19 protein-coding genes are annotated in these 22,826 nt (G+C 61.4%); 15 read left to right on the top strand and 4 right to left on the bottom strand.

Annotated features, from left to right (window positions below; genetic code table 11):
* Window positions 1-47: 47 nt before the first annotated feature.
* From DDE76_RS04485 to DDE76_RS04475, 3 genes are all read left to right on the top strand, one after another.
* A complete protein-coding gene (locus DDE76_RS04485) occupies window positions 48-716 on the top strand; it encodes a helix-turn-helix domain-containing protein (RefSeq protein WP_104891640.1) in 669 nt (222 codons plus the stop codon).
* Complete coding sequence (locus DDE76_RS04480; protein WP_104891639.1) at window positions 713-2,299, top strand: ABC transporter substrate-binding protein; 1,587 nt, start codon at window positions 713-715, stop codon at window positions 2,297-2,299. Before DDE76_RS04485 ends, DDE76_RS04480 begins: the two co-directional genes overlap by 4 nt.
* Before the next feature lie 105 nt (window positions 2,300-2,404).
* Entirely contained in the window at window positions 2,405-3,505 is a 1,101-nt protein-coding gene (locus DDE76_RS04475; RefSeq protein ID WP_104891638.1) for a M24 family metallopeptidase, read from the top strand.
* 210 nt (window positions 3,506-3,715) lie between these two features.
* Here the strand turns inward: DDE76_RS04475 and DDE76_RS04470 are convergent, their stop codons facing one another.
* Entirely contained in the window at window positions 3,716-4,582 is an 867-nt protein-coding gene (locus tag DDE76_RS04470; RefSeq protein WP_104891637.1) for an AraC family transcriptional regulator, read from the bottom strand.
* A 98-nt stretch (window positions 4,583-4,680) separates the two neighbouring features.
* On the opposite strand from DDE76_RS04470, the gene melA reads away from it, so the two are divergent.
* Both melA and DDE76_RS04460 read left to right on the top strand, forming a co-directional pair.
* The gene (gene melA, locus DDE76_RS04465; protein WP_104891636.1) at window positions 4,681-6,135 is read left to right on the top strand and encodes an alpha-glucosidase/alpha-galactosidase; all 1,455 of its coding nucleotides are present in this window, start codon (window positions 4,681-4,683) and stop codon (window positions 6,133-6,135) included.
* 168 nt (window positions 6,136-6,303) lie between these two features.
* On the top strand, window positions 6,304-7,845 hold the full coding sequence (locus DDE76_RS04460) for a tryptophan halogenase family protein (RefSeq protein WP_104891635.1): 1,542 nt from the start codon (window positions 6,304-6,306) through the stop codon (window positions 7,843-7,845).
* An 11-nt stretch (window positions 7,846-7,856) separates the two neighbouring features.
* Here DDE76_RS04460 and DDE76_RS04455 read toward each other — a convergent pair whose 3' ends face one another.
* Window positions 7,857-8,777 (bottom strand): helix-turn-helix domain-containing protein, encoded by a 921-nt coding sequence (locus tag DDE76_RS04455; protein WP_104891634.1) that lies wholly within the window; start codon window positions 8,775-8,777, stop codon window positions 7,857-7,859.
* Between the two features lie 217 nt (window positions 8,778-8,994).
* On the opposite strand from DDE76_RS04455, the gene DDE76_RS04450 reads away from it, so the two are divergent.
* The 4 genes from DDE76_RS04450 to DDE76_RS04435 all read left to right on the top strand — a co-directional run bounded on the left by DDE76_RS04450 (window position 8,995) and on the right by DDE76_RS04435 (window position 15,083).
* The gene (locus tag DDE76_RS04450) at window positions 8,995-11,019 is read left to right on the top strand and encodes an ABC transporter substrate-binding protein (RefSeq protein ID WP_104891633.1); all 2,025 of its coding nucleotides are present in this window, start codon (window positions 8,995-8,997) and stop codon (window positions 11,017-11,019) included.
* Between the two features lie 188 nt (window positions 11,020-11,207).
* Window positions 11,208-12,218, top strand: coding sequence for an ABC transporter permease (locus DDE76_RS04445; RefSeq protein ID WP_104891632.1), 1,011 nt, complete (start codon window positions 11,208-11,210; stop codon window positions 12,216-12,218).
* Window positions 12,215-13,408: an ABC transporter permease gene (locus DDE76_RS04440; RefSeq protein WP_104891631.1), complete on the top strand. Its 1,194-nt coding sequence runs from the start codon at window positions 12,215-12,217 to the stop codon at window positions 13,406-13,408. The genes DDE76_RS04445 and DDE76_RS04440 overlap by 4 nt, the downstream gene beginning before the upstream one ends.
* A 10-nt stretch (window positions 13,409-13,418) precedes the next feature.
* A complete protein-coding gene (locus DDE76_RS04435) occupies window positions 13,419-15,083 on the top strand; it encodes an ABC transporter ATP-binding protein (protein WP_245891797.1) in 1,665 nt (554 codons plus the stop codon).
* A gap of 8 nt (window positions 15,084-15,091) precedes the next feature.
* Here DDE76_RS04435 and DDE76_RS04430 read toward each other — a convergent pair whose 3' ends face one another.
* Window positions 15,092-15,811, bottom strand: a complete 720-nt coding sequence (locus tag DDE76_RS04430; protein WP_104891629.1) for a GntR family transcriptional regulator — start codon at window positions 15,809-15,811, stop codon at window positions 15,092-15,094.
* 255 nt (window positions 15,812-16,066) lie between these two features.
* On the opposite strand from DDE76_RS04430, the gene DDE76_RS04425 reads away from it, so the two are divergent.
* The 6 genes from DDE76_RS04425 (at window position 16,067) to DDE76_RS04400 (ending at window position 21,755) form a co-directional block, all read left to right on the top strand.
* On the top strand, window positions 16,067-17,155 hold the full coding sequence (locus DDE76_RS04425) for an ABC transporter ATP-binding protein (protein ID WP_104891628.1): 1,089 nt from the start codon (window positions 16,067-16,069) through the stop codon (window positions 17,153-17,155).
* Window positions 17,156-17,186: 31 nt separating this feature from the next.
* Window positions 17,187-18,479, top strand: coding sequence for an ABC transporter substrate-binding protein (locus DDE76_RS04420; RefSeq protein ID WP_104891627.1), 1,293 nt, complete (start codon window positions 17,187-17,189; stop codon window positions 18,477-18,479).
* 64 nt (window positions 18,480-18,543) lie between these two features.
* Window positions 18,544-19,401, top strand: coding sequence for an ABC transporter permease (locus DDE76_RS04415; protein WP_104891626.1), 858 nt, complete (start codon window positions 18,544-18,546; stop codon window positions 19,399-19,401).
* A gap of 1 nt (window position 19,402) precedes the next feature.
* Window positions 19,403-20,218: an ABC transporter permease gene (locus DDE76_RS04410; RefSeq protein WP_104891625.1), complete on the top strand. Its 816-nt coding sequence runs from the start codon at window positions 19,403-19,405 to the stop codon at window positions 20,216-20,218.
* Window positions 20,215-20,949 carry an aspartate/glutamate racemase family protein gene (locus DDE76_RS04405; protein ID WP_104891624.1) on the top strand — a complete coding sequence of 245 codons (735 nt, stop codon included), beginning with the start codon at window positions 20,215-20,217 and terminating at the stop codon, window positions 20,947-20,949. Before DDE76_RS04410 ends, DDE76_RS04405 begins: the two co-directional genes overlap by 4 nt.
* Window positions 20,949-21,755, top strand: a complete 807-nt coding sequence (locus DDE76_RS04400) for a GNAT family N-acetyltransferase (protein ID WP_245891796.1) — start codon at window positions 20,949-20,951, stop codon at window positions 21,753-21,755. Before DDE76_RS04405 ends, DDE76_RS04400 begins: the two co-directional genes overlap by 1 nt.
* Before the next feature lie 5 nt (window positions 21,756-21,760).
* On the opposite strand, the gene DDE76_RS04395 is transcribed toward DDE76_RS04400, so the two are convergent.
* Window positions 21,761-22,816, bottom strand: coding sequence for an ABC transporter ATP-binding protein (locus DDE76_RS04395; RefSeq protein ID WP_104891622.1), 1,056 nt, complete (start codon window positions 22,814-22,816; stop codon window positions 21,761-21,763).
* Between the last annotated feature and the right edge of the window lie 10 nt (window positions 22,817-22,826).

Genomic DNA, 22,826 nt, shown 5'->3' with positions numbered 1-22,826 from the left:
ATACAAGAAACTTTGCTTATATCAAAAAAATTTTGGTGGAGTGGGTTATGGCCGAGGCATTGGCAAAGGCAGAGGAGGGGCACCCCAAGGTGGGGGCGCTGATCCGTGCACGCCGCCGTCAGCAGCACATGACCTTGATGGCGCTGGGCGAAGCCGCCAACGTCTCGGTCGGCTATCTCAGCCAGGTCGAGCGGGACCACGCCACCCCCTCGCTGGGAACGCTCGCGCAGATCGCCAGGGCCCTCGGAGTCTCGATCGATTATTTCGTGTCCTCGCCGGCCACGCACAACGCCCTGACAAGGGCAGGGGAGCGCAACCGTTTCTCGCTCGATGGCTCCTCGATCATCTACGAGCGCCTGGGTGCTGATTTTCCTGGCAACCAGCTCTCAAGCTTCCTGATGGTGGTGCCGCCCGGCTATCAGTCCGAAACCGTTGCGCATGAGGGCGAGGAAATCCTCTATGTCCTCGAAGGCTCGATCACCCAGCGTCTTGATGGTGAGGAAATGGAGATGAGTGCGGGCGACAGCCTGCATTTCCGAGGCAACCGCCCCCATTCCTGGTCCAACCACACCGACCAGCCCGCCCGTCTGCTCTGGACCGGCACGCTGGCACTCTTTCGCTCCACGGCGCGCCCGCGCCCTGTCCTGGCGAAACCCAAAGCCGGCGCCAACAAGCCGGTCCGCAAGAAACCCAATCCCAAGGAGAAACGCACATGAAGCTCTTCCGCGCAGCCCTTATGGCATCCGCGCTTGCCCTGCCATTGGCAGCAGGCGCCGCCTATGCCGCAACCCCGGCCGACGCGCTGGTGATCGCCCAGAATATCGACGATATCGTCGCTCTAGACCCCGCACAGGCCTATGAGTTCTCGGCCGGCGAGATCAATGCCAACCTTTATGACCATCTGGTGCAGTATGCTGCCGAGGACACCACTGTCCTGGCGCCGGGTCTGGCCAGCGAGTGGACCGCTGACGAAGCGGCCAAGACCATCACCTTCACAATGCGCGAGGGCGCAACCTTTGCCTCGGGCAATCCGGTCCGCGCCGAAGACGTGCTGTTCTCGTTCAAGCGCGTCGTAACGCTGAACCTGACCCCGGCCTTCATTCTGACACAGCTTGGCTGGAGCGCCGACAATATCGACGAGATGGTCACCGTTGATGGCAACACTGTCACCATCAAATGGGATGGCGATTTCGCTTCGGCATTCGTGCTCAACGTCCTGGCTTCGCGTCCGGCCTCGATCGTCGATGAAGTGCTGGTCAGCGAACACATCGAGGGCGACGACTGGGGCAATGCCTGGCTCAACACCAACTCGGCCGGTTCCGGCCCCTTCGTGCTCACCGACTATCGTCCGGCCGAACTGGTCCGCATGACGGCGAATGAGAACTATTTCGATGGTGCGCCTGCCATGAAGCAGGTGCTTATCCGTCACGTGGCGGAAGCAGCGACCCAGCAGCTCCTGCTGACTTCGGGCGACGTCGACATGGCCAAGAACCTGACCCCTGACCAGATTGCTGGCCTGGGCGAAGGCGTAAAGGTTGAAGCCTTCCCGCAGGCTGCGGTGCACTTCCTCTCGTTCAACCAGAAGACGGAAGAGCTGACCGATCCAGCCGTATGGGAGGCTGCGCGTTATCTCGTCAACTATGACGGCATGACCGAAAGCTTCCTCAAGGGTCAGATGGAAAAGCACCAGGCCTTCTGGCCCAAGGGCTTCCCCGGTTCCTATGACGAAACCCCGTATTACTACGACGTTGAAAAGGCCAAGCAGATCCTGGCTGACGCCGGTGTGGAAACCCCGATCAATGTCACGCTCGACGTGATCAATTCGGCGCCCTTTACCGACATGGCCCAGTCGCTGCAGGCCGGCTTTGCCGAAGCGGGCATCAACTTCGACATCCTGCCCGGCACCGGCGCCCAGGTGATCACGAAGTATCGTGACCGTACCCATGAAGCCATGCTGCTCTATTGGGGCCCGGACTTCATGGATCCGCATTCCAACGCTAAGGCCTTCGCCTACAACTCGGACAATTCGGACGACAACTACACGGCAACCACCACCTGGCGGAATGCCTGGGCCGTGCCGGAAGAAATGAACGAGGAAGTGCGCGCTGCCCTTGCCGAGTCTGATCAGGCCACCCGCAACGAAATGTATGTCGAGTTGCAGAAGAAGGTGCAGGCCGAAAGCCCGATCGTCATCATGTTCCAGGCCCAGCTGCAGATCGCCATGAGCGAAAACGTGGATGGCTATGTCAACGGGTCCAACTCGGACTTCGTCTACTACCGCCTCGTGACCAAGGACTGATTGGTCGCAATTGTTTCGACGGTCCCGTCCCTCGGGCCGTCGATTGCGGAGCCGGGCAACTCCTCCCGCTCGGCTCCGCCACTTTTTTGGCTCAGGACTGCTTTCATGATCCCCACGCTTGCCACCCGCATGGAAAACCTTCGCGCCCGCATGGCCGAGACCGGCACCGATCTGGTTGTGATCGGGCCATCGAGCCATATGCGTTATCTGGCCGATCTCTCACCCCATGGCGATGAGCGCCCGGTCATGCTGATGGTCAGCCAGAGTTTTGCCGGTTTTCTGATGCCCGCGCTGAACGTGGATTCCTCGCGCCAGCATACGGAATTGCCGTTTTTTGCCTGGGCCGATGCCGATGGTCCGGATGCGGCGCTGGACGAATTGCTCAATGCTACGGGGATCGACCGGGCAGCGCCTTCCATCGTGCTGGACGAGACCATGCGCGCCGACTTCGCGCTGCTGGTGCTCGACGCCTTGCCAGGCGCAAAGCGCCGCTTCACACAGGATACGGTCGGGTATCTGCGCTCGCGCAAGGATGAGGCCGAGTATCAGGCCATAAAGGCTGCGCATCTGCTCAATGACCGCGCGGTCGAGGCGGCCTTCGCCGCGCTCAGGCCCAGCATGACCGAAATCGAAGTGGCCGCACTGATTGATGATTTCTACCTGGCCAATGGCGCCACGACCGTGTTCTGCTCGGTCTGCTTTGGCCCCAATGGCGCCTTTCCGCACCACCACACCGGCGCGACCCCGCTCAAGCCGGGCGCTGCGGTGCTGATCGATACCGGCTGCCGGTTGAATGGCTACCCCTCCGACATGACGCGCGTGGGCTATTGCGGTTCGGCTCCTGAAGGGTTTGCAGAGATCCACGCCATCGTCGATCAGGCCGTTGAGGCAGCGCTGGCCGCTTCAGTGCCGGGCGCCAGGGCCAGTGATGTCGACAAGGCGGCGCGCGACGTCATCACCAAGGCCGGCTATGGCGCCAATTTCCTGCATCGCACCGGCCATGGCCTGGGCATCGATGTGCATGAAGCGCCCTATATCACCGGCACCAGCGACACCGTGCTGGACGAAGGCATGGTGTTTTCAATCGAACCGGGCATCTACCTGCAGGGCCGCTTCGGCCTGCGGCTCGAGGAGATCGTCATTATCCGCAACGGCAAGGCGGAAATCTTCTCCGAAATGCCGCGCAGGGCTGCGATAGCCGGATAGCCTGGTCTTGTTCTTCGCTGTGAAGACGAGCGCTACTACGAAGAACACCATTTCGAAGAGCGCGGCGGCCAGACCCATTACCGCTCCGTGTCGAACTTCCCCGACTTCGAGATGCGCACCGCGCTTGTCGACACCGGTATGGAATGGGGTGCCAATGTCTCCATGGCCAAGTTCGACACCATTCTCGAGCAGCTTAAGGCCGAGGGCTGATCAGCCCGCCTCAAAGCGCGTGGCGCGGTACTCGAGCGGCGCCGCGCCGCGCTTTTTCCGGAACACCTTGGCAAAGTAGTTGCTGTTCGCAAAGCCGGTCAGCCGGGCAATCTCGCCGACACTCATCTCAGTGGCCAATAGCAGTCGCTCGGCCCGGGCGAGGCGGCGCGTCAGCACAAAATCCGAGGGCGATTGTCCCACCGTGGTGGTGAACCGGCGCACGAAATGCGCACGGCTCATTTCGGCAATTTCAGCGAGGCGCTCGACCTGCAGGGACGCGGCCAGATTGTCATCGACATAGGCCGTAACCCGCGCCAAGGCCGGGGGCAGGGCGGCCTCGCCCAGCAAACGCGCGCCAAACACACCATCATGCAGCGTGGCCATCGCCGCATAGCCATGCACGGAAACCTGTCCGGGAGATGGCTCGGATAGCGTCATGGTATCCAGGGTCGTGGCGGCCAGGCGATCGATTTGTCCCGCGTCCAGGGATACTACAGGCCCGGCGCTGTCGAGGATTTCGCGCGCCAGGCGGAGCGCCTCCCGGCCATTGAGCAGCAGCCAGAAATACTCCCAGTGCCCGCCCCGCTCGAGATAGTAGCGATGCGCATGCGGCATGGTCACCAGCATGGTCTTGCCTGGCGTCAGCCGGTACTGCACCCCGGCATAGTCGAGCCGCCCCTCACCATGCGTAGTATGCTGGATAACCAGGAACGGCGCGGTCCCGCGCTTCATGCCGTCCCACGAATAAACCTCGTTGCGGCGCTGCTCGTAGCCCGCGCTGACCGCCATGCAATGCAGCGGTGCAACGCTGCGCGGCACGGTGAGATGCCGGATGTCAAAGCCATGGTTGAGCAGAGAGTTGAGCACAAAATTACCCGCGTTCGCACAAGCTTTCTCTACACCCGAGCCGCAGGCGACGCTAGCTCTAGAGGAAAGCGAAGGGCCAGCGCGCCCCTGGAGGAAGCATGTCGTTCAAAGTGACCGTTATCGGTGCCGGCTCTGTCGGTTTCACCAAGACCCTGATTTCGGACCTGCTCAAGGTCCCCGAATTCGTCGATTGCGAGTTCGCACTGACCGACATCAACCCGCACAACCTCGACATGGTCAGACAGATCATCGAAGCCATCGTTTCGGTGAACAATCTGCCCGCCAAGGTGACCGCGACGACCGACCGGCGCGAGGCGATCTCAGGCGCGCGCTACATCATGTCCTGCGTGCGCGTTGGCGGGCTGGACGCCTTCTCGACCGACATTTCCATCCCGCTCAAATACGGCGTCGACCAATGCGTGGGCGACACCATCTGCGCCGGCGGCATTCTCTATGGCCAGCGCAACATTCCGGTGATCCTCGACTTCTGCAAGGATATCCGCGAGGTCGCCGAACCTGGCGCGCTGTTCCTCAACTATGCCAACCCCATGGCCATGAACACCTGGGCCGCCGAGATGTATGGCGGGGTCAATGTGGTCGGCCTCTGCCACGGCGTGCAGCATGGTGCGCACCAGATTGCCCAGGTGCTGGGTGTCGAGGACAGTGAGCTCGACTATGTCTGCTCGGGCATCAACCACCAGACCTGGTACATCGACATCCGCGCCAAGGGCCGGAAGATCGAGAGCGAGGAGCTGATCGCCGCGTTCGAAGCGCACCCGGTCTATTCCAGGCAGGAAAAAGTGCGGATCGACGTGCTCAAGCGGTTCGGCGTCTATTCGACGGAGTCGAACGGGCATCTGTCCGAATACCTGCCCTGGTATCGCAAGCGCCCCGAAGAGATCGGCCGCTGGATCGATATGAGCGACTGGATCCACGGCGAAACCGGCGGCTATCTGCGCTATTCCACCGAACGCCGGAACTGGTTCGAAACCGATTTCCCCATGTTCAAGGAGCAGGCCAACAAGCCACTCTCCGAGCACAAACGCACCAGCGAACACGCCAGCTATATCATCGAGGCCATCGAGACCGGCCGGCCCTATCGCGGTCACTTCAACCGGCGCAATAACGGCATCATCACCAACCTGCCCGATGACGCCATTATCGAAAGTCCCGGCTATGTCGATCGTTTCGGCATCAACATGGTCGAAGGCATCACCCTGCCAACCGCCTGTGCGGCGACCTGTTCGGTTTCGGTGTCGGTGCAACGCCTTTCGGTCGAGGCCGCCATGACCGGGGATATCGATACCCTCAAACTGGCCGTGCTGCACGATCCGCTGGTCGGCGCCATCTGCACCCCGGACGAAGTCTGGGCCATGGTCGACGAAATGGTCGTCGCCCAGGCGCAATGGCTGCCCCAATATGCCGATGCCGTGCCAGCAGCCAAGGAGCGCATGGCCAGCTCGACAGTCAAGACCCGCGACTGGGACGGTGCCGCCCGCAAGCGCGTCCGCTCCGTCGAAGAATTGCGCGAAATGAGCGGCGCGCATCACTAGGTCCTCCGACGCTCCTCCCGGCGTCTCGAAAGCGGTTCGGCATAAGCCGGGCCGCTTTCGTCGTTCCAGGGAAGACTTGCGGATTTCTAAGAAGTTGGGGCCATGCGCGGCCCCCGGCTTGCGTTGAGTTCGAGCCAAATTTAGCTTCCCCCCAAGGGAGGGCAGGGCATGGACAAACCATCCCATTACGTCATTGTCGGCGGCGGCACGGCGGGCTGGATTGCGGCCTTCATCATTCAGGATGAAGCGCGGCGGCGGGGGCTCGATTTTCGCATTTCGGTGGTCGAGAGCTCCAAAATCCCAACGGTTGGCGTGGGCGAAGCCACCACGGCCGCCTTTCGCGTGCTGCTCAAGCACTTCGGCATCGACGAACTCGAATTCATGCGCAAGACCGATGCCAGCTTCAAGTTGGGCATTCGCCACGAAGACTGGCGGCGCAAGGGGTTTACCTATTACGGCCCGATCGATGATCCGCACCAGGTGGTGCAGCCGCCCGCCGGCGCGCCAAGCGACTATCTCAACGTCTATGCGGTTGCAGCCGGCAGGCCGGTGCAGGACATGCATATGTTCCAGCCCCTGCTGGAGCAATGGAAGGCGCCCTATGCGCGCAAGCCCGATGGCGGCCTGATCCCGCTTGGACCCTTCCACCATGCCTATCATTTCGATCAGGCACTGGTGGGGAAGTTCTTCGCCAGCAAATCCAAAGGCGTGGAAAAAGTCGATGCGCTGGTCGAGGGCGTGGAGCGTCATGCTGAGACGGGAGATATCACCGCGCTCGTGCTGGCGGACAACCAGCGGCTCGAAGGCGATTTCTTCATTGACGCAACCGGCTTCCGCAAGCAGCTCATCGTCAAGGAGTTGCAGGCGCCCTGGGTTTCCTACGCCCACGAACTGCCGGTCAATCGGGCGCTGCCCTTCTGGATCGACGTTGAGGAAGGCGAGGAGCTACCCACCTATACGCGCGCCTGGGCACAGAATTCCGGCTGGATGTGGCAGATCCCCACCCGTACACGGTTCGGCTGCGGCTATGTCTATTCCGATGCGTTCTCCACGCCCGAACAGGCCAAGGCCGAGGTTGAAGCCGCGCTCGGTCAAGAGATCGAAGTGCGCGGCGACATTCGCTTCCAGATCGGACGACTTGAAAACGCCTGGATCGGCAATTGTCTTGCCGTAGGGCTCAGCTCGAGCTTTCTCGAACCGCTCGAATCCACCTCCATTCATGGCACCATCGTGCAGATGATGCTGTTCGCCCAGCGCTATATGGATCGCCCTGAGCGGATAGAGCAGAAGGCGCGCGATGATTACAATGCCCGCGTGGGACGGCAGGTCGATGACTTCCGGACCTTCGTAAACACCCATTATGTAACCGAGCGCGACGATACCCCGTTTTGGCGGGAGGTGCGGGCCAACCGCATACACCCCGAGACCAAGGAACGCCTCACTCGCTGGCAAACGCAGATGCCACGCAATGAGCATTTTCCGAATTATCTCGGCGGGCTGCCGCATATCGAGACGCAGTTGCACTACCCGGTGCTCGATGGGCTTGGCCTGCTCGACCAGTCTCTGGCGCGGCGTGAGATGGAGGCGGCGCCCAAGCTGCGTCAGTTCGCACGCGAGACGTTTGACTCCTTGGTGCGGGAATATCGCGGCGCCGCGCAGCAAGCGCTGGGGCATGCCGAATTCCTGAAGATCGTTCAGGACATGGGGTAGGGCGCGCCACCTCAGGCGATCTTGTTTTCCCGCATCTGGCTGGGGGTCATGCCATAGGCCTTGCGGAAATGCTCGTAGAACTGGGTCTGGCTGGAAAATCCGGATTGGAACGCGATATTGGCGATGGCCAGATTGCTGTCGAACAACAGGCTGCGCGCGCGGATCAGCCGCATCCGGGTGACGAATTTCTGCACCGAGATATGCATGACCTTGGTGAACAGGTTGGTCGCATAATTGGGGTGCAGCCCCACCACCTCGGCAATGTTCTCGACAGAGAGCGGGTCGCCGATGTTTTCCACAATATGGCGAACCATGCGCACCACATAGCGCACCGGGCTGGCCGTGCGGGTGCGGGCGCCGGACTTCTCCACCCAGGCCGGTAACAAGGTTTCCCAGCCAGTGATGGCGGCGCGGCGGAACATGGTGCCGATCTCGGCGCGGACCAGGTCGGAGCGCAGGGAATTGCCGCTGCGATAGTCGCCATACCAGCGTTCAAGCGTTTCAAGGCCGATGCATTCCGGCGCAAGCTGGATGACGCCTCCGCCCATCAGGGTTTCCGTCAGCCGACCCAGTTGCGGCATTTCGAGAAATGCATCCATGGGCAGGTAGATGTTGAGCTGGCGCGCATTGTCGACATCGCGCAGGCCAATGGTCTGGTGCGGAATACCGGCCCAAAAGGCCACCAGCCGATTGGCGCCAACGGTCAGCGGCCCGCCGTCAAACACATAGTCCATCGTGCCTTCGGTCAGCCAGTTGAACTCGATATGGCCATGGCTATGCGGTTCTGCCATGATCTGGGGTGGGAAGGCGCGGATGCCGAAGCGCCCGAACGCCTTGCCCGAGGCATAGAAACTCCGGTCCGGCCGCGGCGTCGGACGCGGCGCTTTCTCCCTTGCGCGCACAGGCCGGTCCAGACTTTCCATAACAGTCATACTTTTCCCATTGTTCTTAGAAATCCGGAATTAGTCACTATCATTCCGGATTGCTTCGCCCGTGGCAAGGGGTAGGCTTTGTTGATGCACGGAGGCAGGGTCGGAGAGGAGTATCCGGCCCGGGCGAGACCGCTCTTTGCCCCGTATGCGATGGGAGGTTCTATTGAGAAAGCATATCTATGCCCTTGGCGGGGCAGGACTTTTGCTGTCCGTGTCGATGGCGACACTGCCAGCGCAGGAATTGACGGGCGAATTGCCCGATCCCCCCGAATTTTCGGCGCAGAGCGAACCGAATTTTGTCAGCGTATCTGACATCATGGAATATCGGGCGCTGCCGGAATATCACGAGCCCGACTGGGTCACCTCGAAATATGTCGAGGCCGGAACTCTGCCGCCCGTTGCCGAGCGTCTGCCAGCAGAACCGCTGGTCTATAAGGCCGCCAATATGCCGGACGGTATCGGTGTCTATGGCGATACCATGCGCCATGTGATCGGCGGCCGGCCAGAGGGCTGGAACTATATCGGTGGGCAGAGCCAGGGCTGGGGCGGTATCGACATCGGGCTATCCGAATGTCTGACGCGCACCGGTCCTTTGTTCATGATCAAGGCCGACGAACTCGAGCCCATGCCGAACCTTGCCAAGAGCTGGGAATGGTCCGAGGACGGCAAGGAACTGACCATGCATCTGATCGAGGGTGCAAAATGGTCCGATGGCGATCCGTTTGATGCCGATGACGTGATGTTCTACTGGGAGGACAACATCCTCGACCAGAACGTCTCGCCACTCAACGGCGGCACGCCGGAGACCTTCGGTGAGGGCACAACGCTCGAAGCACTCGATCCCTACACGATCAAGTGGACCTTCCAGGAAGCGTTCCCCACGCAGTATCTCTATGCCATGGCCTATGGCACGTTCTGCCCGGGTCCGAGCCACATCCTCAAGCCCGAGCACCCCAGCTACTCTGACAATACCTACGAAGAGTACAAGAACGCCTTCCCGCCTGAATATCTCAACATTCCGGTGATGGGTGCCTGGGTGCCGGTCGAATATCGTCCTGACGACATCATCGTCATGCGCCGCAATCCCTACTACTGGAAAGTCGACGAACAGGGCAATCAGCTCCCTTATCTCAACGAGATGCACTACCGTCTCTCGACCTGGGCCGATCGTGACGTTCAGGCTGTTGCCGGTTCGGGCGACTTCTCCAACCTTGAACAGGCCGAAAGCTATGTCGAAGCCCTGCGGCGCTCGGCCGAAGACGATGCGCCGGCCCGCCTGCAGTTCGGTGCCCGCACCATCGGTTATGCCCTGCGCATGAACCTCTCCGGCAATGGCTGGGGTGAACCCGATGAACGCGAACAGGCCGTTCGTGAACTCAACCGCGACCTCGATTTCCGCAAGGCGATCTCGATCGCGGTCGATCGCCAGCGCCTCGGCGAATCCCTTGTCCGCGGTCCGTTTACCGCCATCTACCCCGGCGGGCTCTATGCGGGAACGACCTACTACGACAAGGATTCCACGGTCTATTATCCGCATGATCTGGAAGCGGCCAACGCGCTCCTCGATGGGATGGGGCTGATCGATACGGACGGCAACGGCGTGCGCAATTTCCCCGAAGGCACCGCAGGCGGCGCCGATGTGGAAATCACCCTGCTGGCCAATACTGACTATGGCACCGACACCAATCTCGCCGAGGGCGTGATTGCCATGATGGAACCGCTTGGCCTGCGCGTCATCGCCAACTTCCAGCAGGGCACGGCCCGTGACGACATGGCCCAATCGGGTCAGTTCGATTGGCATGTGGAGCGTCAGGGTGCCGAAATGGTCTCGGTGGTACAGGGGACGGCGGCGCTGGCGCCAACAGGTCCGCGTACCCACCCATTCCACCGCGCCGGATCTGACGGTACGTTGGATCTGCTGCCCTTCGAGCAGGAACTAGTCGATGTGGTCAACGCCTTCATCGCCACCAGCGACAATGCTGAACGGGCCGAGTTGATGAAGCAGTATCAGCAGATCTTCACCGAGAATGTCTATTCGGTGGGCCTGACCCAGTATCCGGGTGCGCTGATCATCAACAAGCGCTTCGCCAACATCCCGGCCGGTGCCCCGATCTTCATGTTCAACTGGGCTGAAGACAACATCATCCGTGAGCGGGTCTTCGTCCCCGAGGACCAGCAGGGTAGCTACGAGTTGCATCCTGAAACGCTTCCGGGCGCACCGGGCAGCGACGGCCCGATGTAACGCAACTTTGCCGGCGGGACTTTCGGTTCCGCCGGCATCGCCCCCACCTCACCCCGCAGGTGTCCGGGTATCGGTTCAATTTCCTTGGCTTGATCGTGCCACGACCACGATTGGCCCCCTCGACCGAGCAAGGTCACAGGGCTGGGGTGAACGGCAATCCCGTTCAGCAGTGTCGTAGAGGCCTCTAAATGCTTCGTTTTCTTGTCATCCGTGTATTGGGCGCGATCCCGCTGCTGTTCCTGCTCAGCGTCGTGACATTCGCCATCATCCAGGCGCCGCCGGGTGACTATGGCGACTATATCCGCTCCATGCTGATCAATCAGGGCGGTGTACCGGCCGAGCAGGCCGAAGCGCAGGCCGAAGTCTATCGCGAAGCCAACGGGCTCAACGATCCGCTGGTGGTGCAATATTTCCGCTGGATCACCGGCATCGTCACCCGTTTCGATTTCGGCCACTCACTTTATTACAACAAGCCCGTGGGCCAGGTCGTGACCGAGCGCCTGCCGGCTACAATCATGCTGGCGCTGACCTGCCATATCCTGGCGTCCTTCCTGGGCATTGGGCTGGGCATCATCGCCGCCACCCGTCAGTATTCCTGGGCCGATACGCTTCTCGGCGTCATCTCGTTCCTGGGCATGACCATCCCGCGGTTCCTGCTCGCAATCATCATCCTCTACATTCTGGTCTTCCGCATGGGGGTGAACGAAATAGGCAGTTTCAACTCCGCCTATTGGGGCGGTCAGCCCTGGGGTTGGGGACGATTCGTCGACCTGATGGCCCACATCTGGCCGGTGATCTTCATCGCCACCTTTGGCGGGCTGGCCTACAATATGCGCGTCATGCGGGCCAACCTGCTCGACGTGCTCAATTCCCAATATGTCGAAACGGCACGGGCCAAGGGCCTGCCCGAGGGCGCCGTCATCATGAAGCACGCCGTGCCCAACGCGCTGCACCCGCTGGTGGCCTATCAGGGCGTCGTCCTGCCCTACATGCTGACCGGCGAAATCGAGGTGGCCATCGTCTTTGGCCTCGCCACGGTCGGCCCGGCCATTGTCGGCTCCATGGGCGTCGGCGACGTCTATGTCACTGCCACCTTCATGCTGGTGCTCGCCACCACGCTGATCATTGGCAACATCATTGCCGACCTGCTGCTTGTCGCGCTCGATCCCCGCGTCCGCCTGGGAGGGAATGCCGAATGACCCGCTCTGACACAGATACGCATTCCGCAATTCCACTGCCGACCGATCCTGGTGCCGGCCCGGCCCCCACGCCTGCCGAAGAGGCTGACGTGCCCCCCATCGTTTCGCGCCACGGTTCGGGAAACGAAACCTATGCAACCCTGGTCTGGCGCCGCTTCCGACGCTCCACCATGGGCATGATCGGCCTGGTCCTTGTGGTCATGTTGCTCGTCGTTTCGGTCTTTGCCGATTTCTTCGCGCCCATGGACCCCAAGGAAGCCAATCTGCCCTTCGCGCCGCCAGACCTGATCGCCTTCGAGGACCCTGAAGGCAATTTCAGCCTCATCCCTTACGTCTATCCCATCGGCGACACCGGCGAGTTCGACCCGGTCACCTTCCAGCCGCTCACCGGCGCGATGAAGGACAACCCGACCCCGACCGGCTTTTTCGTCCAGGGGTACGACTATCACCTGCTCTGGTTCATCCCGGCCAATATCCACTTCTTCGGCTCGACCGATGGGCGGCCGATCCAGCTTCTGGGCACCGATAAATTCGGCCGCGATATCCTTTCGCGCGGCATCATCGGCTCGCGCATTTCCCTGATGATCGCGCTGGCTGTGGTCACCATGACCACCGTGGTTGGCACGCTGGTGGGCATCACCTCCGGCTATATCGGCGGCGCTGTCGACGCCTGGGTGCAGCGTTTCGTGGAATTCGTCCTCGCTTTCCCGCAATTGCCGCTCTATTTGGCGCTCACCTCGCTGATCCCGGTGACAGCACCGTCCAATGTGTTCCTCACCTTCGTCATCTTCGTCATGGCGGTGCTGGGCTGGGCGCAACTGAGCCGCGAGGTGCGCTCCAAGACGCTCTCGCTGGCGCGCATCGAATATGTGCGGGCCGCGATTGCCGTGGGGGCTTCGGACGGCCGTATCATCACGCGGCACATCCTGCCCAACGTGCTCAGTCACATCATCGTTGCGATCACGCTGGCCATTCCGACGGTCGTTCTGCTCGAAAGCTTCCTGGGCTTCCTCGGCTTTGCGGTGAAGCCGCCGCTGATCTCCTGGGGCCTGATGCTGCAGGACACGGGCACCTTCTCGGTCATCGGGTCCTACCCGTGGATCCTCTCGCCGGTGATCTTCGTGCTGATCACCGTCTTTGCCTTCAATGCGCTGGGCGATGGCCTGCGCGACGCCGTCGACCCCTACTGAGGATAGAGCCATGACCGAGAACAAGCTGGTTCCGTCCGAACGCCACGATCTGGGCCAACACGGCCGCGAACTGATCCTGGACGCCCGCAATGTCGGCGTCGATTTCAAGGTGGAAGGGGGAACCGTCAACGCGGTGCGCAATGTCTCTTTCCAGCTCCACAAGGGCGAGACCATTGCCCTTGTGGGCGAAAGCGGCTCGGGCAAGTCGGTTACGGCCCGCACGCTGATGAAGCTGCTCACCAAGCGCGCGACCATTCTGCCGCAAACCCAGATCACGCTTTCCGGCAAGGATGTGGTCAAGATGGACGACCGCGAGATGCGCAAGCTGCGCGGCAATGACATCGCCATGATCTTCCAGGAGCCGATGAGCTCGCTCAACCCGGTCTATACGATCGGCCAGCAGATCTGCGAGATTATTCACCTGCACAATCGCGTCTCCCGCCAGGAGGCCATGAAGCGGGCCGAAAAACTGCTCGAAGAGGTGCAGATCCCTGACCCCAGGGCGCGGCTCAACCAGTTTCCGCACCAGCTTTCGGGTGGGCAGCGGCAGCGCGTCATGATCGCCATGGCGCTTGCCAATCGCCCCGAGGTGCTGATTGCCGACGAGCCGACCACCGCGCTCGACGTCACCGTCCAGGCCCAGATCCTCAATCTGATCAAGGATCTCAAGGACAAATACGGCATGGCAGTGATCCTGATCACCCATGACCTGACCATCGTCCGGCAGTTCTCCGAATATGTCTATGTGATGCAGAACGGCCGGGTACAGGAGCACAACGAGACCGAGGCGCTCTTTGCGAACCCGCAACACGCCTACACGAAACACCTGCTGGCCTCCGAACCCAAGGGTACGGCCTTGCCGCTCTCGGATGGGGAACACGAGACTGTTCTGGAGGGCAAGGAGGTGAAAGTCACTTTCACCCTCAAGCGTGGCGGCTTCCTCAAGCCCGACTTTTTCGATCTCAAGGCCGTCGACAATCTCGATATCAAGCTGATGCGTCACGAGACACTGGGCATTGTGGGCGAGAGCGGGTCGGGCAAGACCACCTTCGGGCAGGCCCTGATCCGGCTGATAGGCAATCAGGGCGGCCAGATCTGGTTCGACGGCGAGCGTATCGATGGCCGGGACCGCAAGGCCATGCGCCCCTTGCGCAGCCGCATGCAGATCGTTTTCCAGGACCCATTCGCCAGCCTCAATCCGCGCATGTCGATCCGCCAGATCATCGAGGAGGGTCTGGTGGTCAATGGCATTGGCGACAATCGGAATGATCGCATCGACCGCGTGCGGCAGGCCCTGCGCGACGCCGGGCTACCGGACAATATCCTGCAACGCTTCCCGCACGAATTTTCCGGTGGCCAGCGGCAGCGCATCGCCATTGCTCGCGCCATCGCGCTTGAGCCGGAGTTCATCCTGCTCGATGAGCCGACCTCCGCCCTGGACCTGTCAGTCCAGGCGCAGATTATTGACCTGCTGCGCAAACTGCAGGACGAGCGTGGGCTGAGTTATCTGTTCATCAGCCACGACCTCAAGGTCGTCCGGGCTCTATGCCACCGTGTCATGGTCATGCAGCACGGCAAGATCGTCGAGCAGGGGCCGGTCAGCGAAGTGCTGACCAATCCCGCGACCGACTACACGCGGCGCCTTGTGCGAGCAGCGTTCGAAATCGCGGCCTGATTGGCCTGTCAGGTCGACGCGCGCAGATTGAGCGCGTCGGCCAGCGGCAGGCCATTGGTGCCGCGCAGATCGAGATCGGCCTCGATATGGTCGATATGGACAAGGACCAACCTGCTGGCCCGATCGGGGTCGCGGTCGCGTAGCGCGGCAACAATCTCGCCATGCTCATTGTGCCCGCAACTCGATGCGCCGGTACGGCCGTAAAGGGCGATCACAAGTGAGGACCGGGCGATCAGCTCTTCCATGAAACGCTGCATGATGGCGTTGCCGGCTACCTCTGCAAGCAGGATGTGAAATTCGCCCGAGGCACGAATGGCAGCACGGCGGGAGGCTGGCCCGCGCTCCTGCAGCAGCCTTGTTTCTGCCTCCAGACAGGCATCGAACCGGATGAAATCGGCATGCCGGGCGCGTTCTGCTGCAATGCGGGCGATGCCCGCCTCGATCTGTCGCCGCGCCTCGAAAAGCTGGCTTGCCTCTTCCGGGCTTGGGCTGGCGACAAAGGCTCCTCTGTTGCGCTCGGCGCGCACCAGGCCCTCAAAGGAAAGCGATTGCAGCGCGGCGCGCACAACGGTGCGGCTAACGTCGAACAGCTTGCCCACTTCTGCTTCAGAGAGCTTGGTGCCGGGCACAAGGCGATGCTCGACAATGGCGTCGCGCAACTGGTCGCGAATGGCCATGGCGCGGTCGTCGGGCTGGAAATGCAGTTCTTCGGGAGTTGTTTGGGTCATGATTCACCTGTCTCCATTCTTGCAGCATTTGCGCAGCAGAGAAAGCAAAAGATTGCTTTCAGTAGGACCATTTGATTGCATACAATCTGATCGAAGAATGACGACAAATGGCTATTTCTTGTGCAAGCGCGAACGTTGGTGCAAATGTGGGCGTCGAGTGGCAAGGCGAAAAATGGCGCTACTGTAACACGTTAGTCCGCGATATCCCCGTCTGGCACGATGGTTGCAATTCATTCCCCGTCACAGGGGGTGTGGATGACCAAGGCTGCCTCGATCGATATAGCGTCTGTCTCAAAGATCTACGGCAAGACCATTGCCGTGGATGCGATCAGCCTCAAGATCCCCGCTGGCAGCTATTGTTGCCTGCTCGGCCCCTCGGGCTGCGGCAAGACCTCGACCCTGCGCATGATCGCCGGTCACGAGAGCATTTCCATTGGCGATATACGCTTGGGAGACACGGTCGTTTCTGATCTGCCGCCCGCCAAGCGCGGCACCGCGATGATGTTTCAATCCTATGCGCTGTTCCCCCATCTCGACCTGGTCGACAATGTCGCCTTCAGCCTAAACGTGGCCGGGGTGCCCAAGGCCGAGCGGCGGGGCAGGGCGCTCGACATGCTCACACTCATGCAGATGGAGGCGTATGCAGACCGCCGGCCGGCGCAATTGTCGGGCGGTCAGCAGCAACGCGTCGCATTGGCGCGCGCCCTGATTACCGATCCCGAGGCCCTGCTGCTCGACGAACCGCTCTCGGCCCTTGATCCCTTCCTCAAGGTACGCATGCGCGCAGAACTCAAGAAGCTCCAAAAGAGCCTCGGGATCACCTTTGTGCATGTCACTCATAGCCAGGAAGAGGCCATGGCGCTGGCCGATTTGATCGTGGTGATGAGTGATGGCCGCATCGAACAAGCCGCGCCGCCGCGCGAGATATTCGAGCGGCCCGCCACCGCATTCGTCGCCCGCTTTATGGGGGACCACAATGTCATCTCAGGTCGCTCGGCCGGCACCAGCGACGGACTGGCGCAACTCGTGGTGCCTGAAGGTGGCACCTTTGCCGCCATGGGCAAGTCGCCAGCCAAGGACAGTCCACTCGATATCGCCATCCGCACCGACCGCGTCCAAATCGGCGCCGGCACCACCAAGGGGCTCGGTTTCAATGGTGTGGTCTCCAACATCGAATATCGCGGCGCCACGGTGAAACTCACCTGCGATGGCGCCGGCATAACCGACTTCACCGCCATCATTTCCGACAAGGCGTTCTTCGCAGCGCCCATCGCTGTCGGCGACGCGGTGCCTCTCCATTGGGAAGCTGAGGACGCCATCGTCCTGGGCCGTCTCGATGCCTAGCAACGTCAATCAAGCCAACAGGGACAGGACAATGACGGAATTCACTGAAAGAAAGGCGGGCATCAGCCGCCGCAACTTCCTCAAGACCGGCGCTGCCGCAGCCGCGGGTGCAGCCGTTGGTTCGGGCGCAATCACCGGCTTCCCCACCATCTGGGCGCAGAACCCGATTACGCTTCGCCAGTTCGGCACCGGGGTGTCCAACCTCAATGCCATTGCCGAAAAGTGCAAGGAAGACCTCGGCATCACGCTTGAGATGACGGCGACAGACTCGGACGCCGCCGCACAACGCGCCGTCACCCAACCCGACAGCTATGACATTGCCGATATCGAATACTGGATCTTGAAGAAGGTTTTCCCGACCGGCGTCATCCAGCCTATGGATACCTCCCGCCTGACCTATTACGACCAGATCGTGCCGCTGTTCAAAACCGGCAAGCTTTTGCCCGATAGCGTCATCGCGCAGGGTACGGCGCCGCACACGGTCGGCTTTGTCGAAGGCCCGGATAGCACAACTTTTGCCGCTGGCGAAACCGGCTGGTTCACCATGGTACCCACCATTTACAATGCCGACACCTTGGGTATTCGTCCCGACCTGGTCGGCCGTGAGATCACCTCTTGGGCCGACATCATGGACCCGGCCTTCAAGGGCAAGACCGCCATCATCAACGTGCCATCCATCGGTATCATGGATGCGGCCATGATCATGGAAGCCATGGGCGAGATCACCTATGGCGACAAGGGCAACATGACCACTGAGGAGATCGACGCCACCATCGAATTCCTCATCAAGGCCAAGCAGGATGGCCAGTTCCGCGCCTTCTGGAAGAGCTTTGACGAAAGCGTCAATCTGATGAGTTCGGGCGAAGTGGTGATACAGTCCATGTGGTCGCCGGCCGTGGCTGCGGTGCGCTCCAAGGGCATCGCCTGCACCTACCAGCCGCTTAAGGAAGGCTATCGCTCCTGGGGCGGTGGCCTGGGTCTGGCCGCGCATCTTGAAGGCGCCATGCTTGATGCCGCCTACGAATATATCAACTGGTATACCTCTGGCTGGGTTGGCGGCTATCTCAACCGCCAGGGCTATTATTCGGCCAATATGGAGTCAGCCCGGAACCACATGTCCGAGGACGAGTGGGGTTACTGGATCGAGGGCAAGCCGGCCCAGGGTGACATCCTGGCGCCCGACGGCACTGTCATGGAAACCGCCGGTGCCGTGCGCGATGGCGGTTCCTTCGAGGAGCGCATGGGCAAGGTTGCCTGCTGGAACTCGGTGATGGACGAGGACCGCTACATGGTCCGCCGCTGGAACGAGTTCATCGCGGCCTAGAATGACCTCAAACCCCTCTCCCTTGAAGGGAGAGGGGAACAGTGCCCAGACCGCGAGGACAAGCATGAACAATCTCCTTTCCAGAGCCACGCCCTATATTCAGGCGACGCCGCTGGCGCTCATCCTTGCGTTCTTTTTGCTGCTGCCCATCCTGCTGCTGGTTGTCGTCAGCTTCTGGGACTACGACTTTGCCGGCATGTACCCCGATCTGATGACCCTCAATTACGAGGAGGTCCTGGGGTCTTGGGTCACCTGGCGCACCTATCTCAACACCCTGAAATTTGCCGCTCTGGTCTGGGCCATCACCGCCTTTGTTGGCTTCTGGATCGCCTATTTTCTGGCCTTCCATGTGCGCACCACGACCATGCAGATGGTGTTGTTTCTCATCTGCACGGTCCCGTTCCTGACCTCCAATATCATCCGCATGATTTCCTGGATCCCGGTGCTCGGCCGCAACGGGCTGGTCAACACCGCGCTGGTCAATGCCGGCATCGTGCCCGAGCCCATCGAATGGCTGCTCTATTCCGACTTCGCCGTGGTCCTGGCCATGGTGCACCTGTTTACGCTGTTCATGGTCACCCCGATCTTCAACACCATGATGCGCATCGATCGATCACTGGTCGAGGCGGCCCGCGACGGTGGCGCCCGCAACTGGCAGATCATCTGGCACGTGATCCTGCCGCTGGCCAAGCCGGGAATCGCCATCGGCACCATCTTCGTCGTCACCCTGGTCATGGCCGATTTCTCTACCGTCCAGGTCATGTCCGGCGGGCAATCCGCCTCGGTCGCGCTGATGATGCGCAACCAGATGAGCCTGCTGCAATATCCCGCCGCCGCTGCCAATGCCGTGGTGCTGCTGGTGCTGGTTCTCGTCATGGTCGCGGGGATCCTGCGCATCGTCGACATTCGCAAGGAGCTTTGAGATGAGCGAGAAACGCAGCCTCGGCTTTTACATCCTCGCCGCCTTCTTCGCGCTCTTCGTGCTGTTTCTCTACGGCCCCCTCTCGGCGGTGTTCATCTTGTCCTTCCAGGGCCCCAATGGCGGCCTCACCTTTCCACTTAACGGCGTGTCGCTGCACTGGTTCTTCAACCTCTTCGAGCGCCAGGCTGTAGGCGATTTCGGCGCCAGCTTCGGCCGCTCCTTCGCCCTCGGGCTCATGGTCATGGGTGTCACGGTCCTCGTGTCGCTGCTGGCAGGCCTTGCCTTCCGCCGTCGCTTCTTCGGCGCTACACCCTTGTTTTACTTGACCATTGCGAGCCTTGTGGTGCCGTCCATCATTGTCAGCCTGGGCATCGGGGTGCTGTTCCAGCAACTCGGCTTCCGCCCCTCATGGTTCAGCTCGGCCTTTGGCGCCCATCTCACCTGGACGCTGCCCTTCGGCGTCCTGATCATGTTCGCGGTCTTCAACCGGTTCTCACCGACCTATGAAGAAGCCGCCCGCGATCTCGGCGCCTCCTCCTGGCAGACCTTTTCCCATGTGGTGCTGCCCATGATCGCGCCCAGCCTGATCGGCGTTGGACTGTTCGGCTTCACCCTCTCTTATGACGAGTTCGCCCGCACCCTGATGACCTCTGGCAGTGCCAACACCTTGCCGCTCGAAATTTATGGCATGACCACCAATGTCACGACGCCCGTGCTCTATGCGCTGGGCACAGTGACCACGCTGTTCTCCTTCCTCATCATCCTGGGCACCATCCTGGCGATCCGCCTTGTGCAGGGCCGGCGGCTGCGCCCATGACCCGGCTGCTTGTCGTCAATCCCAACACCACCCAAACCATGACCGATACCATCGCCTTGGCGGCCCGGCAGGCAGCCGGGCAAGGGACGGAGATCGAAGCGGTCACCTCGTCCATGGGCCCGGTGTCCATCGAAGGATTTTACGACGAGGCATTCGCTGTGCCAGGGCTCTTGGCGCAGATCGCAGCGGGGGAAAAGGCCGGCGCAGGGGCAGCCATCATCGCCTGCTTCGACGATACCGGGCTCGATGCCGCCCGCGCCATGGCCACTATGCCGGTAGTCGGCATCTGCGAAAGCGCCCTGTCGCTGGCCGCCATGGTTGCCAAACGATTTACGGTGGTGACAACCATGGAGCGCTCCCGCGTGCCCATCGAGGAGTTGGTGGACCGCTATGGCATGGCCCGCAAGGCGCACGTCCGGGCCGCCAATATCTCGGTGCTCTCGCTCGAAGATCCGAACTCTGGCGCGCGCGACAAGCTGCGCAGTGAAATCACTCGCGCCCTTATCGAAGACAATGCCGAAGCCATCGTTCTGGGCTGCGCCGGTATGGCCGACCTCGCGCGCACCTTGCAGGCAGAGTTCGGCATGCCGGTCATCGACGGGGTTGGTGCTGCGGTCAAGCAGGCCGAAGCGCTTGTGGCACTGGGGCTATCCACCTCCAAGCGGGGCGCCTATGCTGCCCCGGTATCGAAACCCTATGCCGGCATTCTGGCCGGCTTTGCCCCAGCATGATGGACATCCGCACCCTCGATATTGAAAACATCCAGACCCTGATCGACTGGGCTGCTCATGAAGGCTGGAATCCTGGCTTGGCTGACGCGCCGGCCTTCCAGGCCGCCGATCCAAACGGCTTTCTTGGCGCCTTTGTCGGTGACCGTATGGTCGCCGGCATTTCGGTCGTGGCCTATGACAACCATTTCGGATTTCTCGGGCTCTATATCTGCCACCCTGAATTCCGGGGCAGGGGCTATGGCCGGGCCGTCTGGGACGCCGGCATGGCCTATCTGGGCGATCGTACGATCGGCCTCGACGGTGTGCCCGAACAACAGTCCAACTACCGGCAGATGGGCTTTGAGCCGGCCTATGAGAGCGTCCGTTGGTCCGGCGTTCTGCCAGGCCAACCGGCGCCGCGCGATGTTCGCCCGCTCGCCGGAACGGCGGAGATCGACACTCTGGAACAGGCCTGTTTCCCTGCGCCGCGGCCGGACTTCTTGCAACGCTGGGTCGCCCCGCCACATCTGACTGCCGTCCTGGAGCACAAGGGCCATATCCGCGCCTGGGCGGTGATCCGGCCCTGCTGGGAAGGGTCCAAGATCGGCCCGCTCTTTGCCGAAGACGCTTCTGCGGCCACTGTGCTTCTCGACCGTTTCTCGGGCCCGGTCAGTCTCGACGTGCCCGAAACACAGCCGGCTTTCACCGACGCCCTAAGACAACGCGGTTTCATGCCCGGCTTTCGCACCGCGCGCATGTATCGGGGCACACCGCCGACGGTCGACCTGGACCGCGTGTTCGCCGTCACCAGCCTCGAGTTGGGCTGACTGGATCAGCGCAGCGCCCGACCGGCCTCATCGAACAGGTGAATAACACCTACCGGCACCTTGATGTGGATGGTGTCATGCAGTTGCAGATCTGGCGCCCCCTCCAGCTTGATCGTTATGGCCTCGCCGCTGGGCAGTTCGACATAGGCGAGCGCGTATTCGCCGAACTGCTCGATCACTGCCAGCTTGCCGCTCAGATCGGCCGTCGTGGCATCTGCCAGCTCCAGGTGTTCCGGCCGGACTCCAAGTGTGCGGACCTGTGACAATTGCGGATGCGAAAGTGCCAGCATCTTCTTGCCGGGCAATTGCAGCCCGTTGCCGGTCGCCGACACATCGATGAAGTTCATCCGCTGGCTGGCAATGAAACCAGCCACAAAGGTGTTGACCGGCTCGCGATAAAGCTCCAGCGGCGTGCCGACCTGCTCGATCCGTCCGGAATTGAGTACAACGATGCGGTCAGCCAGGGTCATGGCCTCGACCTGGTCGTGGGTGACGTAGATCATGGTCGCGTCAAGCGTGTCGTGCAGCTTGGCGATTTCCACCCGGGTCTGGGCGCGCAGGGAGGCATCCAGGTTCGACAAGGGTTCGTCGAACAGAAACACCTTGGGATCCCGAACGATGGCCCGCCCGATGGCAACGCGTTGGCGCTGCCCGCCACTCAACGCCTTGGGCATGCGGTCGAGATAGGCTTCGATCTGCAGGATGCGGGCTGCTTCGCGCACGCGTTGGTCGACTTCTGCCTTGGGCGTCTTGGCGAGCTTCAGGCCGAACGCCATGTTTTCGTAAACGCTCATATGCGGATAGAGCGCATAGGACTGGAACACCATGGCGATGCCGCGTTGTGGTGACGGGACGTCATTGACCACCCGTCCGCCAATACTGATCTCGCCACCCGTGATTGGTTCCAGGCCGGCAATCATCCGCAGAAGCGTGGACTTGCCGCAGCCCGAAGGGCCGACAAACACCACGAACTCGCCCGACTTGATATCGAGGTCGACGCCATGGACGACTTCCAGAGCGCCGTAAGATTTGCGGATGCCCCGCAGCGTGACATCTGACACTTGCGCCTCC

The sequence above is a fragment of the Devosia indica genome, assembly GCF_003056405.1.
Taxonomy (GTDB): Bacteria; Pseudomonadota; Alphaproteobacteria; order Rhizobiales; family Devosiaceae; genus Devosia; species Devosia indica.
The sequence above is the reverse complement of the archived record's forward strand: the minus strand, read 5'-3'. Positions and strand labels throughout refer to the sequence as shown.

What these genes read in the sequence shown, in the direction of transcription:
- DDE76_RS04485 (WP_104891640.1), top strand. Translation starts at nt 48, where the DNA reads ATGGCCGAGGCATTGGCAAAGGCAGAGGAGGGGCACCCCAAGGTGGGG.
- DDE76_RS04480 (WP_104891639.1), top strand. Translation starts at nt 713, where the DNA reads ATGAAGCTCTTCCGCGCAGCCCTTATGGCATCCGCGCTTGCCCTGCCA.
- DDE76_RS04475 (WP_104891638.1), top strand. Translation starts at nt 2,405, where the DNA reads ATGATCCCCACGCTTGCCACCCGCATGGAAAACCTTCGCGCCCGCATG.
- melA (WP_104891636.1), top strand. Translation starts at nt 4,681, where the DNA reads ATGTCGTTCAAAGTGACCGTTATCGGTGCCGGCTCTGTCGGTTTCACC.
- DDE76_RS04460 (WP_104891635.1), top strand. Translation starts at nt 6,304, where the DNA reads ATGGACAAACCATCCCATTACGTCATTGTCGGCGGCGGCACGGCGGGC.
- DDE76_RS04455 (WP_104891634.1), bottom strand. Translation starts at nt 8,777, where the DNA reads ATGACTGTTATGGAAAGTCTGGACCGGCCTGTGCGCGCAAGGGAGAAA.
- DDE76_RS04450 (WP_104891633.1), top strand. Translation starts at nt 8,995, where the DNA reads ATGGCGACACTGCCAGCGCAGGAATTGACGGGCGAATTGCCCGATCCC.
- DDE76_RS04445 (WP_104891632.1), top strand. Translation starts at nt 11,208, where the DNA reads ATGCTTCGTTTTCTTGTCATCCGTGTATTGGGCGCGATCCCGCTGCTG.
- DDE76_RS04440 (WP_104891631.1), top strand. Translation starts at nt 12,215, where the DNA reads ATGACCCGCTCTGACACAGATACGCATTCCGCAATTCCACTGCCGACC.
- DDE76_RS04435 (WP_245891797.1), top strand. Translation starts at nt 13,419, where the DNA reads ATGACCGAGAACAAGCTGGTTCCGTCCGAACGCCACGATCTGGGCCAA.
- DDE76_RS04430 (WP_104891629.1), bottom strand. Translation starts at nt 15,811, where the DNA reads ATGACCCAAACAACTCCCGAAGAACTGCATTTCCAGCCCGACGACCGC.
- DDE76_RS04425 (WP_104891628.1), top strand. Translation starts at nt 16,067, where the DNA reads ATGACCAAGGCTGCCTCGATCGATATAGCGTCTGTCTCAAAGATCTAC.
- DDE76_RS04420 (WP_104891627.1), top strand. Translation starts at nt 17,187, where the DNA reads ATGACGGAATTCACTGAAAGAAAGGCGGGCATCAGCCGCCGCAACTTC.
- DDE76_RS04415 (WP_104891626.1), top strand. Translation starts at nt 18,544, where the DNA reads ATGAACAATCTCCTTTCCAGAGCCACGCCCTATATTCAGGCGACGCCG.
- DDE76_RS04410 (WP_104891625.1), top strand. Translation starts at nt 19,403, where the DNA reads ATGAGCGAGAAACGCAGCCTCGGCTTTTACATCCTCGCCGCCTTCTTC.
- DDE76_RS04405 (WP_104891624.1), top strand. Translation starts at nt 20,215, where the DNA reads ATGACCCGGCTGCTTGTCGTCAATCCCAACACCACCCAAACCATGACC.
- DDE76_RS04400 (WP_245891796.1), top strand. Translation starts at nt 20,949, where the DNA reads ATGGACATCCGCACCCTCGATATTGAAAACATCCAGACCCTGATCGAC.